The sequence below is a fragment of the Burkholderia crassaminum genome, assembly GCF_964265005.1.
GTDB lineage: Bacteria > Pseudomonadota > Gammaproteobacteria > Burkholderiales > Burkholderiaceae > Burkholderia.
Genome location: NZ_OZ183800.1, coordinates 2,001,337 through 2,013,941 on the forward strand (window position 1 = coordinate 2,001,337; position 12,605 = coordinate 2,013,941).

General features: G+C 63.5%; 11 protein-coding genes. 6 read left to right on the plus strand and 5 right to left on the minus strand.

The window, feature by feature from the left end; genetic code table 11:
• Positions 1 to 13: 13 nt before the first annotated feature.
• Together ACPTTF_RS25970 and ACPTTF_RS25975 are read right to left on the minus strand one after the other, a co-directional pair.
• The gene (locus ACPTTF_RS25970) at positions 14 to 271 is read right to left on the minus strand and encodes a hypothetical protein (RefSeq protein WP_423368777.1); all 258 of its coding nucleotides are present in this window, start codon (positions 269 to 271) and stop codon (positions 14 to 16) included.
• 165 nt (positions 272 to 436) lie between these two features.
• Positions 437 to 2,752, minus strand: a complete 2,316-nt coding sequence (locus ACPTTF_RS25975; protein ID WP_423368778.1) for a GNVR domain-containing protein — start codon at positions 2,750 to 2,752, stop codon at positions 437 to 439.
• Positions 2,753 to 3,691: 939 nt separating this feature from the next.
• Between ACPTTF_RS25975 and ACPTTF_RS25980 the strand changes: the two genes are divergently transcribed.
• On the plus strand, positions 3,692 to 4,873 hold the full coding sequence (locus tag ACPTTF_RS25980; protein ID WP_423368779.1) for a polysaccharide biosynthesis/export family protein: 1,182 nt from the start codon (positions 3,692 to 3,694) through the stop codon (positions 4,871 to 4,873).
• A gap of 485 nt (positions 4,874 to 5,358) precedes the next feature.
• Complete coding sequence (locus ACPTTF_RS25985; RefSeq protein WP_423368780.1) at positions 5,359 to 7,560, plus strand: glycoside hydrolase family 3 C-terminal domain-containing protein; 2,202 nt, start codon at positions 5,359 to 5,361, stop codon at positions 7,558 to 7,560.
• A 76-nt stretch (positions 7,561 to 7,636) separates the two neighbouring features.
• Here the strand turns inward: ACPTTF_RS25985 and ACPTTF_RS25990 are convergent, their stop codons facing one another.
• Positions 7,637 to 7,807, minus strand: a complete 171-nt coding sequence (locus ACPTTF_RS25990; RefSeq protein ID WP_423368781.1) for a hypothetical protein — start codon at positions 7,805 to 7,807, stop codon at positions 7,637 to 7,639.
• Positions 7,804 to 8,385: a DUF4865 family protein gene (locus ACPTTF_RS25995; protein ID WP_423368782.1), complete on the minus strand. Its 582-nt coding sequence runs from the start codon at positions 8,383 to 8,385 to the stop codon at positions 7,804 to 7,806. Before ACPTTF_RS25995 ends, ACPTTF_RS25990 begins: the two co-directional genes overlap by 4 nt.
• Positions 8,386 to 8,512: 127 nt before the next feature.
• Here ACPTTF_RS25995 and ACPTTF_RS26000 point away from each other — a divergent pair, with 127 nt between their 5' ends.
• The 4 genes from ACPTTF_RS26000 to ACPTTF_RS26015 all read left to right on the plus strand — a co-directional run bounded on the left by ACPTTF_RS26000 (position 8,513) and on the right by ACPTTF_RS26015 (position 11,550).
• Positions 8,513 to 9,370 carry a LysR family transcriptional regulator gene (locus ACPTTF_RS26000; protein WP_423368783.1) on the plus strand — a complete coding sequence of 286 codons (858 nt, stop codon included), beginning with the start codon at positions 8,513 to 8,515 and terminating at the stop codon, positions 9,368 to 9,370.
• A 75-nt stretch (positions 9,371 to 9,445) separates the two neighbouring features.
• On the plus strand, positions 9,446 to 10,096 hold the full coding sequence (locus ACPTTF_RS26005) for a DUF2625 family protein (RefSeq protein ID WP_423368784.1): 651 nt from the start codon (positions 9,446 to 9,448) through the stop codon (positions 10,094 to 10,096).
• Positions 10,097 to 10,394: 298 nt separating this feature from the next.
• Positions 10,395 to 10,982, plus strand: coding sequence for an IMPACT family protein (locus ACPTTF_RS26010; protein ID WP_423368785.1), 588 nt, complete (start codon positions 10,395 to 10,397; stop codon positions 10,980 to 10,982).
• A gap of 277 nt (positions 10,983 to 11,259) precedes the next feature.
• Positions 11,260 to 11,550: an H-NS family nucleoid-associated regulatory protein gene (locus ACPTTF_RS26015; RefSeq protein WP_423368786.1), complete on the plus strand. Its 291-nt coding sequence runs from the start codon at positions 11,260 to 11,262 to the stop codon at positions 11,548 to 11,550.
• 55 nt (positions 11,551 to 11,605) lie between these two features.
• Here the strand turns inward: ACPTTF_RS26015 and ppk2 are convergent, their stop codons facing one another.
• Positions 11,606 to 12,556, minus strand: coding sequence for a polyphosphate kinase 2 (gene ppk2, locus ACPTTF_RS26020; RefSeq protein ID WP_166953139.1), 951 nt, complete (start codon positions 12,554 to 12,556; stop codon positions 11,606 to 11,608).
• Positions 12,557 to 12,605: the final 49 nt, after the last annotated feature.

Here is a 12,605-nt window from a genome sequence, read left to right on the forward strand (position 1 = left end):
TTCATTCCATTGCTCATGCACCGCTCGACCACCGTGCTTCCGACGCCTTCTTGCGATGCTGGTATGACATGCAGATCCGCAGATCAGGACCCGGCGGTATCGGTGTCGTGAGCGCCGCATCCTCCTGAAAGATCACGCGCGGACTGCCTGAGCGTACGATCGCGGTCGCGCGCAGTGGATACGTGGCGAGCTGCGTCCGATAATGTCGGACCGAGCGCGGCCCGGCCAGGATGCCATTCGCCTTCGCGGCGAAATCGGAAACGTCCGACATCAAGTCAATGTATCGAGCCTGTCCCACATCACGTCGCTGTCGTTCATCGATCGCAACCCGGGAAACCCTGAGAAACGACATGACGCGCGTCGCATCCGCATCGACCTGCGCATGGGTTTCGCGACAGAAAAATTGCCTGTCTGGTACGCTCCGCGCCAACCGATATCACGCAACGTTTCTGAGCAGCTCCTTTCTTAACCGCCCCCATGCCCTTAGCAAGAACGTATCGGATACGACGCCGCCCGAATCAGCCCGGGACCCGGGTTCTTTCACCGGCCGACGCGCGTTCGCGTAATAGCCGGAACGAAACGGCGAAGGTTCGAGCCCATTGAACACCAGCCCGTCCACATTCGCTCCCACCCGGTTCAAGTGCTCGATCGCGTCCATCACGCCGGCGTAGCTGACCGAGCCTTGCCGTGCGACCATCAACGTGACATCGGCAAACCTCGACAACAGGGCGACATGTGCTACCGGACGCGCCGATGGCGAGACAACGACGATCATGTCGTATTGGCCTCGCAGCGACGCGAGCAACGCCTCCAGCCGATCCGATCCGAACAGGTTCCGCAACGGCTTGCCAGGTTTTCCCGCAGGCAGCACGTCGAGATTTTCATGAACGTGGACAATCGCGTTCTTGAGTTCGAGCGAGCCTTGCAACACCTCGGCCAGGCCCTTCTCGTATTTCACCGGCAAGCGTCGCTCGATGCCCGAATCGCCTGCATCGGCACGCACGAGCAAGGTCTTGAAGCCACTTTCCGAGAACAGGTAAGCAAGATTGGCGGAGATCATCGACTTGCCCTGCCCTGGCTCGGGAGCGGTGATCAGAACTGTCTTTGATTTGCCGTGCTCCGCGCTGACCCTGTAACGCAACAGCAACGCCAGGTTTTCCAACGCTTCGGCCAGCGGCGTATCGGGGTGCTCCCTGACGGCGACGAATGCTGACCTGTCGCTCGTGCCGGCATCGATCCGATGCGGCGAGGCGGGAAGAATGCCGAACATCGGGATACCCGCCATCGCTTCCAAATGCTTCGGATCGCGAACGTACCGGAAAAACAAGGCCTGCCATTGCGCGGCAGCAACGCCCAGTATCAATCCGATCGCGGCGCCCAGCACCATCACGAGCATGCGCTTCGGCCGAACCGGCTTGTCACTGACGTCAGCCTTGTCGATGACGGACGCATTGCCAACCGTTCCTGCTTTCGCGATCTGCAACTGCTGCGTGTTGTTCAGCAACCCGACATAGAGCTGATTGTTGACCTCAACATCGCGCGCGAGGCGCAAATACGTCTGCTGTTGCGACGGCAAGTGCGCAACCTTGCTTTTCAATTCGGCCGACTGCTGATCGAGCGTCTTCAGCTTGTTGGCGACGGCAGTGAGCTGGGGTTGTCCGGCAACATACTTGGACGACAGGTCCTGATATTCGAGCTTGGCTTCGAGCCGCGACTTCTCGACAAGCGCCAACTGGTCAATCAGCAGCTTCACGTCGCCTTGCGAATCGATCGACCCTTGCGTGTTGCGAAACGTGTTCAGCGCCTGCTCCGCCTGCTCCAGCCGTGCCTTCACCACCGGCAATTGCGTGTCGAGGAACGCCAGACTGTGCTCGGCATCCTCGGAGCGCCTTCTTGCATTGGCATCCAGATAAGCCGCTGCAATCGCGTTGAGCAGTCGTGCGGCAAAGACGGGATCGGAGTCCTCGAGACTCAGTTGCATGATGCCCGACTGGCGCTTCGTTTCCGCCCCGCTCAACTTCTCCAGGATAGCGTCGAGCCGCACGGGCGTCGGGACCCGCCTCACGCGAAATTCCGTACCGGCGCGCGCCACGACCCGCGATACGTCCACCAGATAGCCGTTACCTGCGCTCGGCTCGCCGATCGTCCCCCTCAACACTTCCTGGCCATTGCTGTCCTTCAATACGAACCGGTTGCCTTCGAGATAATCAAACTCCAGCTTCTTGCCGACCTGCGCATCCGGAACGTCGAATTTCCTGAATTCGATTTGCTCACCGCCCCAGGCCCAGAACGGTGTATTGAACAGCGGGACGACGAGGCCGTCCGCATCTTTTGACAGAATCGAAGCAAGGAACCCGCCGACAAGCGGAATCCGGTTCCTGACCGAAACATCGGCCTGCGCGACGGTCGCGTCGATCGCCTGGGTGACAACCGTGCGCGAGCGCGCGATATCGATTTCGCCCACCACCGCCGAATTCTCGATGTCCAGTGCGTTTGAAATCTCCGAGAGCGAACCCAGCGCACTATGCTTGTTTTCCTGAACCCGTATCAACGTATCGACGGAATATATCGGCGTTGCTGCAATGGCATATATCAGCGCCAGCAGAAAACATCCCGTAAAAACTGCAAGAAATACGTATCGGTTATCAAACACATTTTCCAGCAATTCGGCCAGCGTAAGCCTAAACGTATCGCGCGAAGCAGTTCCTGCTCCGTCGCGATACCCGTTCGATGAAGGCCTATCCAGTGCCATGCACAAGCTCCAAAATTTCTGCCCTGACGGGCTTCTCGTCGCAGCGCGTGCGTCGGGTCACGCACGCCGCGTCATGCGTGCCGGGCCACCTCGCCCCGGCACCTGTTCCGTATCCGACCGCGGCACGCAAACAACGCACCGCTGAACCATTACCCCGAGAACAGATGATTCTGTTTACGCGAACCACTATGCGATAAATGCGCGGCGTGCTAAGTGCGATGGCTTACATTAAGGGACACTGGAGGAGCGAATCACTGGGTTGCCAAACCGTCTCGTGCTATGTTGGGAACAGCGTTTCGCGAGCAAGCGGATTATGGCAATACGACATCCTGATGAAGAAGTCGGCCCCATGATGGAGACGCGCGATGCCATCTATCGTTGGCCCCATTTTTGACACTTCTTATCAAACAGAGCGGCATTTCCTCATTGATGCGAGGATATAAAAATGAAATTCCCTGGTACGAGAAGGCACGGTAAATGTTCACGGGAAATCGGATTGAAATGGGTGCCGCACCCGGCCGGTAGGTCGTCAGACTGTGCCCCGATGATTCCCCTGGCTCGGGTGATGATGCGTCGCCATCGACATGGGAATAGCCGCCACGCGATCCCGGTCTGATTGAGCGCGGGGCGGCGGGCCCGCAGATGGAACAGCACAGCGTTGTGACCGATCAACGACCGGTTCCGCCCTCGCGCCCGAAGTGCGTGTTCGGTTCAATCCCGTGCGGCAGCCCCCCCGTGGTGACCACTATGTTTCACCGACAAGGCCAGCCGTCCCTTCAGGTCTTCCTGAACCCGTCTGTCGCCCCTCGGACGATCGTCGGGATGGAATCAATCATGTCAGGAACACGAACGAACGCTTGTGATGCCGCTCCATGGTGGCCCAGAGAATGGCGAACATTGAAGGACTTCGCGTAAATTTTAACTATGCTGAATGACGACATGAACAACCACCAGCAATCCGACACGTTGGTGCCGAACAAGAACAACCGCGCAGTGCGTCGAATGTACGCTGCGATCTCCGTAGCGATGGCCACGCTGCTTTCAGCGTGTGCGTTTGCGCCGGGGCAGCACATGGCGGAGCCGGCCGCACTACCGGTCACGACCACCGACGACGGTGACGTGACCCGTGACATGAAGGTTCCGCTCAGGCAGATCGATCTGACTCTGATCAGCCAGATTCGTACGGAGCAGACGGGTCGCCCTGCGTTGCCGATCCCGGGCAATCTGCTTGGCAAATCGAACGGCTACAAGCTGGGTCCGGGCGACGTGCTGCAAATCACGGTATGGGATCACCCGGAGTTCGCCGCCGCTGTCGGCCAGCCGGCGCAGAACACGAAGTCCTCCGACGCAGCGCCTGGTTTCGTTGTCGATAGCGACGGCAACGTGCAGTTTCCCTACGTGACACGGCCGATCCACGCAGCCGGCAAGACCGCGGCACAGATCCAGCGGGAACTCGATGCCGAACTCAGGAAGGTGTTTGTCAAACCCCAGGTGACGGTTCGCGTGGCATCTTTCCGCGCCGAGCAGGTGTATATCGATGGCGAAGTACGCGCACCCGGTTCGCAGACGATCAACGACATTCCAATGACGCTGGTCGAAGCGGTCAATCGCGCGGGTGGCTTTGCGCCGACCGCGGATCAGAGTCGCGTGACGATCACGCGCAATGGCACGATCTATCCGGTGAATGTCGCGCAGATGATGAAAACGGGCAAGAGCCCCGCCGCCATCATGCTGCAATCCGGCGACCTGCTGCATGTGGGCGCCCGTGACGACAATCCCGTCTACGTCATGGGTGAAGTGAACAAGCCGCAGGCCGTGCCGCCGCAACGCGACGGCTCGCTCACGCTGAGCGAAGCGCTCTCGGAGGCCGGCCAGCTCAACCAGCAGACCTCGAATGCCAAACAGGTGTTCGTGCTGCGCAAGGCCGCCGACAGCGAGCCCGTCATCTATCACCTCGACTTGAAGTCACCGGTGTCGATGCTGCTCGCGAATCAATTCCCGCTCGCATCGAAGGACATCGTCTATGTCGACAACACCGGGCTGGTGCGCGCGAGCCGCGTGCTGAACCTGCTGCTGCCGGCGATCAGCGCGGGGTTGACCGGCGCGCTCGTCACCAAGTAGTCCCACACACGCCGGCCGGGTCGGCACGATCTCCGTGAACCCGGCCCGCTTCGATGCATACGCAACGAGCTGAACCGCATTCAGCGCCGCCTCCCCCTCGCGAACGCCTTGTGCGCAGGTACTTCTTACTCCGATCTACAACCACCGTCGGGAACGATGACCGCTTTCCCACCCCGCCGCGCGGCCATATCAAATAAAGATCGTACATATCGGTATAAACACCGATGCTGTAGTCAAACTACATTCATACCATTAGTCGCTGCAGAGGATCGCTACATCCGATTCGGCAGCACCGGGCGGCCTGCGCGTCGCCGCCCGCGTTGACCGGTCGAGCCCAACCGGCCGTAACGATTCCCCGCCTGGCCTGGCATGCCGACGCGCAACCACCCTGCATCGCCAGCCGAATGCGTCCGGTGCGAATCCATCGGACGAGCGCAGCTCCAGACATCATCCGAACAACCGGCAATACGATCATGGAGAGCAACATGCGGGACACACTCTGGCCGGCCGTCGTGCTGGCAGCGACCCTCTGCACCACCGCCTACGCCGGCGACGCCGATTTCAACGCGCAAGGCGATGCGACCGATGCGTTCGCATCGGCCACCGCGCAACGGCGCGCCGACCTGCTCGTGCGCAAGATGACCCTCGACGAGAAACTGCAGTTCATTCATTCGCAATACGAAATGTCAAAGGTGCCGGGCGGCGGCGCCGGCTACATCCAGGGCGTGCCGCGGCTCGGCATTCCCGATCTCAACATGGTCGACTCGGCAACCGGCTCCGGCAGCACTTCGCAGGCCAGCACGACGTTCCCCGCCACGATCGCCGTCGCCGCGAGCTGGGATCGCCGGCTGTCGTACGACTATGGCAAGCAGGTCGCGATCCAGTTGCGCGCGCAAGGATTCGGCATGGGCCTCGGCGGCGGCACCAATCTCGCGCGCGAGCCGCGCGGCGGCCGCCTGTTCGAGTATCTCGGCGAAGATCCGCTGCTCGCGGGCGACCTGCTCGCCGAACGCACGCTCGCCACGCAGCGGCAAAAGGTCATCGCCACGATCAAGCATTACGCAGGTAACGAACAGGAGCACGGCCGGATGGGCGGCAACACGCAGATCGACGAACGCACGCTGCGCGAGCTCTACCTGCTGCCGTTCGAGATCGCCGCGAAGCGTGGTCGCCCCGGCAGCGTGATGTGCAGCTACAACCGCCTGAACGGCGCGTACGCGTGCGAAAACAATCACCTGCTGAACGACGTGCTGAAGAACGAATGGGGCTTCCAGGGCCAGGTGCAGTCCGACTGGGGCGCCACGCACAGTACCGCCGCCGCGATCAACGCCGGGCTCGACGAGGAAGAAGATGTCGGGCCGACCGTCTACCTGACGCCGGGAGCCGTCAAGCAGGCGATTGCGAACGGCTCGGTGTCGACCGCACGACTCGACGACATGGTGCGGCGCAAGCTCGCGGTGATGATCCGCGTCGGCGTGATGGACGATCCGGCCACGGGCGGCGGCACGATCGATTTCGCGGCCGCGAACCGGTTCGCGCAGGCCGCTTCCGAGCAGTCGATCGTGCTGCTGAAGAACGACGGCAACCAGTTGCCGCTGGCCGCATCGGCGCTGTCGCGCATTGCCGTGATCGGCGGCCATGCGGACGCGGCCGTGCTGTCCGGCGGCGGCTCGGGCAACACGCGCGACCCGGTGTCGGGCTCGTTTGCGGGCTGCGGCGGCCTGACGTTCGGGGCATCGACCGGATGCAGCTGGTGGCGCAATCCGTGGCTCAAGGTCGACGTGCCGATCGTCGCGGCGATCCGCGCGCTTGCACCGGCTGCGCAGGTCACTTACGCGGGCAACAGCGACCAGCAGTCGCCGTTCCGTGCGTACACGCAGCAGGAAATCGACCAGGCCGCGGCGCTCGCGGGCCGCTCGGATGTCGCGATCGTCGTGGTTGCCCAGCCGGCCGGCGAGGATTTCGGCGACCTGCAGAGCCTGAGCCTCGCGAACCCGTCGAACCAGGACGCGCTCGTCGAAGCCGTCGCGCGCGCGAATCCGCATACGATCGTCGTCGTCCAGAGCGGCAATCCGGTACTGATGCCGTGGAAGGACAACGTGTCTGCGATCGTCGAGGCATGGTATCCGGGCGAAGCCGGCGGCAAGGCGATTGCGAACGTGCTGTTCGGTGCGGTCAACCCGTCCGGCAAACTGCCCGTCACTTTCCCCGCGCGCGATCAGGATTCGCCGACCTGGGGGCAAAACGGCACGTTCGAGAACGACCCGGTCTACGCGGAAAAGCTGAACATGGGCTATCGCTGGTATGACGCGCGCAACATCAAGCCGATGTTCGAGTTCGGCTACGGCCTGTCGTACACGCACTTCGCGTATTCGGGGCTGTCGGTATCGAAGCAATGGGACGGGTCGCTGAGCGTCGCGTTCACGGTACGCAACGACGGGCGCGTCGCCGGTGCGGAGACCCCGCAGGTCTATCTCGGCGTGCCGTACAAGGACGAACCGCCGAAGCGGCTGGTCGGCTGGGAGAAGATCCGGCTGAATCCGGGCGAGGCGCGGCGGGTTCGCGTCACCGTGTCGCCGCGGATGCAGAGCGTGTGGAACACGTCGCGCAACGGCTGGCAGGTCGTGCCGGGCGGGACCGTGTACGTCGGTGCGTCGTCGCGGGATATCCGGTTGCAGGGGCACTGAGCGGCGATGACCCAACGGAAGCGCCGCGCGCATCGCGCCCGGCGCTTCCGTATTCCCCCATCCGCACTGGCGATCCTTACCGGAACAGCAGCGCCAGCAACGTCGCGAGCGCGGCAATCGCGGCGATCCCCGCCGCCATCCCGGCCAGATGCGCGGCGATCGCCAGGCCGGCCGGCAATCGCGCGGGTGCCGCGAGGCTCGCCCCACCCGCCGGCCGGTCCCGAGATCGCGACGCGACGCCGGTCATCGCACTCCGCTCCCTTCGAGCGTGTCGAGCAAAGGTTTCGCCAGATGCAGTACCTGGTACACCGTGCCCGCGCCGCCGTCGTCCGGCTCGTGCTCCGATACGAGTACCCGCGTGAGCCGCCACCGCAGTGGATCGAGGCTGACGGCGGCTGCGACCGTACCCTGCCGCGCCACCGCTTCGCGATTGCGCGCAATCTCCTGTGCCAGCGTCGCATCGAGGTCGGCATCCGCCGGAATATCGACGGCTTCCAGACGAACGAAGCGTCCCGTCGACGCACTGCCCTTGCGCGCATCGAGCGCGACCTGCACGTCGATCGGTGCGCGGCCGAAGCTGTCCGTCACGACCCGATAGCGGCCGTCCGTCACGAACCCGGCGAACGCCTGCTCGTTGCGCCACAGATAAAGCGACGCGTAGCCGTTTTCCGTCGCACCGTAGCGGCCCGCCTCGCGCAGCAAGAAGCCCTTGAACACCAGATCCGGCGTGTCGTCCCAGAGCGTGCCGCGCTCGTGCACGCGATTGCGGATGATGTCGAGGTCGTAGTCCGCCGGCAGGCGGTGCACGTAGTACGCGGTCAGCATGATCGACTCCTGGAAAGGAAAAGGGAGATTCCGAACGGCTCGAGAACAGCGTAGAAGACCTTGAATCATTTGAAAAGACGATGGCAGAATATTTCAATGATTCAATTTCACAATGGATGAGTGCGCGATGAAAACGCTCGACATCGAAGCTGTGCAGGCGTTCGTGCTGACCGCCGACCTCAAAAGCTTCACGCGGGCCGCCGAGGCGATGGACACGACGCAGTCCGCCGTGAGCCTGAAGATCAAGCGCCTCGAAGACGGCCTCGGCCGCCGCCTGCTGGAACGCACTCCGCGGCAGGTTCGCCTGTCGGCCGACGGCACCGCGTTCCTGGAACCCGCGCGCGAGCTCATGGCCGCTCACCAGGGTGCGGTCGCCGCGTTCGGCGCCGGCCAGCGGCGGTTGGTCATCGGTGTGAGCCACCATGTCGTCGGCGCCGATCTACCGATGTTGCTTCGGCGCATGAGCGAAGCGGAACCGGGGCTCGTGCTGGAGATCCGGGTCGCCGCGTCGCGCGACGTGCTCGATGCGTTTGACCGCGGCCAGCTCGACGCCGCCGTCGCGCTGCAGCACGACAGCCGGCGGCTCGACGGTGAAACCATCCTGTCGGAGACGTTCGGCTGGATGGCCGCGACCGATTTCGAGTACCATCCGCCGCAACCGCTACGGCTGGCCACGCAAGCCGAGCCCTGCAGCGTGCGCCGCATGGCGATCGGCGCGCTCGACGAAGCCGGTGTCGCCTGGACCGAAGTGTTCGTCGGCGGCGGCGTGGCGACGATCGGCGCGGCGGTATCCGCGGGGCTGGCCGTCGCGGCGCTCGGGCATCGCGTGGCGCCTGCCGGCACGGTCGACGTCGGTACGCGATACGGTCTGCCGCCATTGCCGACGCGCGACGTGGTGCTCCATTCGAACCTGACCGATGCGCGAGCCCGGCAGGCACTGCGCACGCTGGGCGCGGCGCTCAGGTCGTCGGTCGGGGTGCGTTGATGTCGCACGAGCCAGCGCATGCCGTATCGTCCCGGCTCGGCCGATGCCGAACCAAACCTCCCGGAGAGAAGACACATGCGTCCGCTGGACGAACTGGTAAACGAACGTGAATCCGCCCTGCCGTCCTTGATCGAATGGTCGGCGGCAGCGAGTCATCGTTGCGAGATATTGCCGCCATCGGGCCGGAACGGCGAAATTCTGTCCGCCCTTCAGGTCACCACGCGATCGCTCCTGGGAACCATCGCCTATTCGACCGGCGGCATGCTCGTGGACGGAGGCTACCTTCGTCTGCTCGGCTCGGGCCATCCCACATTGCCCAGGGACATCGTCGGCTGGAATCACGGGCGATCCTCCGGCTTTCTATTGGTCGCGGACGATGCCGTCGGCGGATTCTTTGCGTTGAACGGCGGTGCACTCGGAGAGGACACGGGCGCCGTGTACTACTTCGCACCCGACACGCTGGGATGGGAGCCACTCGGGATCGGGTACGGCGACTTCGTGCGATGGTCCCTCGGCGACACGCTGCACGACTTCTATGCGAGCATGCGCTGGCCTGGCTGGGAAGCCGATGTCCAGGGCCTGACGACGGATCAATGTTTCAGCTTCTATCCGTTCCTGTGGACGAAAGAAGGATCGGTCGAACGCAGCAGCCGTCAGGCGGTCGACGTTTCCGAGTTTTACGCGCTCCAGATCGGCGCCGGGGCCGCGGCGTCAAGACAACCGTGATCAGGTGGGTGACTTGCCTACGAAACCGAATCGTCGGCTTCCGTGCCGATGCCGGCGCCGTACACTTTGCAGTGCGCGCTTGCCCGCCGTCGCGCCCGACGTCACGCGCGCCCTCACCTGGCCATTCGCATCGGTGCCGCGTTGCGACGGCATCGAAAGGCGTCGATGCGCGCCACGGTAAAATTCCCGCTTCACCCCGCCCGCTCGTGCCGCCGCCCGATGCCTGCACGGGTCGATATCAAACGCATCGCCAGGCCGTCATCACCTTGATTTCCTTACACATTTCATCCCGCGACGCATGAGTTACTCGCTCGCCACCCCCTGCATCCGCGAACTCGAAATCCGCAAGAGCCGCTTCATCGGATACGCGATCCCCGTCGAGGATCGCGACGCCGCGATGCAGGCGCTGCAACGCCTGCGCGACGAACACCCGACGGCCACCCACGTCTGCTGGGCGCTGCTGGCGGGCGGCCAGTCGGGGATGTCGGACGACGGCGAGCCATCGGGCACCGCCGGCCGGCCGATCCTCGAGGTGCTGCGCCATCACGACCTCGACGGCGTGCTCGGCGCAGTCGTGCGCTACTACGGCGGCGTGAAGCTCGGCGCGGGCGGGCTGGTGCGCGCCTATACGGATGCGATCGCGTCGGCGCTGCTCGACGCGGAGCGCGTCGCACGCATCCGCTACACGCGGCTGGCGATCGAGCTCGGTTATCCGGACGAGGCACGCGTGCGCCGCTGGATGGAACAGGCCGGTTACGAACTGGTGGACAGTGCGTACGGGATGACGGTGAAACTCGTGATCAAGCTGCCCGAGACCGCCGTCGGCGATGCAAGAGCCGAGCTGTTCGATCTGACCCAAGGACGGTCGGGCTTCCCCGACCTGTGACAGACACAAGAGAGCCAGGACAAGCCTCCCGCTCCCCACCCTGCGCTGTCGTCGCGTCCTCACGTAAATTCGACCCAAAAATCAGATACGTCCGATAGAAAAAACGCTCGCCAGAACTTAATCTCACCGGGTTCCCGGCGACGCGCTCCGCAACCGTTTGGCCGGCAAAACCGGAGCAGCCTACGCGAGATGCACCACCGGCCGGGAGCCGGGAATGCGGACACGCGGCTCGTCACGCGTCGCCAATAATCAAAATCAGCTACGGGATAACGGACGCATGCAGCATGTACAGAAACTGCAAGCCCAGCTTGCAGAACTCGATCGGCGCATCAAGGTGGCACGGCGCCGCGAACGCAATGCGGTACTTGGGCAGGTACGCGAACTCGTCACGAGCTACGCGTTGACCGCACGGGAAATCTTCGGGCAGGGATACAGCGATCGGGCGAAGCTGTTCACCGTCGGCGTGAAATATCGCGACCCGGTCACGGGGGCGACGTGGAGCGGGCGTGGCCGCGTGCCGGCGTGGCTCGTCGGGCGCGACCGCGCCGCGTTCCTGATCCAGGAGTAACGCGCGCCGCGTGGCACGGCACGCCCCTTCATTGCATCGAACCCGCCACGGCCGCTCAGTAAGTATCCGGCACGATCATGTTGTCCGGCACCTGCCGGCGGATGTAGTCCTCGTGATGCTCGCGCGGCGGCAGGTCGATCGGTGCGTGCGGCACATCGTGATACGGCACCTGCTGCAGCAGGTGGTGAATGCAGTTCAACCGCGCGCGCTTCTTGTCGACCGCCTGCACGACCCACCACGGCGCTTCCGGAATGTGCGTGCGCAGCAGCATCTCTTCCTTCGCGGCCGTATAGGCTTCCCAGCGGCGGCGGCTCTCGAGATCCATCGGGCTCAGCTTCCATTGCTTGAGCGGATCCTCGATCCGGCTCTGGAATCGCACTTCCTGTTCGTGATCGGTGATCGAGAACCAGTACTTGACGATCTGGATCCCGCTGCGCACCAGCATTTTCTCGAACTCGGGCACCGAACGGAAAAACTCCTCGTATTCATCCTCGGTACAGAAGTTCATCACGCGCTCGACGCCTGCGCGGTTGTACCAGCTTCGGTCGAACAGCACGATCTCGCCACCGGCCGGCAGATGCGCGACATAGCGCTGGAAATACCATTGCGTGCGTTCGCGGTTATTCGGCGCCGGCAGCGCCGCCACGCGGCATACGCGCGGGTTCAGTCGCTGCGTGATGCGCTTGATCGCGCCGCCCTTGCCGGCCGCGTCGCGCCCCTCGAAAATGACGACGAGCCGGTGGCCCGTGCTCACGACCCAGTCCTGCAGCTTCACGAGTTCGCCCTGCAGCCGGAACAGCTCGCGGAAATACTGCTTGCGCGCTTCGCGACGCTCCTGCGAAAACAGCAGGTCGTCGTTGTCGTCGAAGCGGCGATCGTCGAGCTCCATCTCGAGCTCTTCATCGTAGGCGTCGACCAGGTCTTCCTCGAAGCGGCGCTGGCGCGCCTCCATCGATTCGCTATCGGTGCGGTCGTCGGTCTCGGTACGGGTATCGTTGTCGCCCATGGGGCCTCCTTCCATCATTGACGCAGCCAAACTCCAACATTATCCCAGT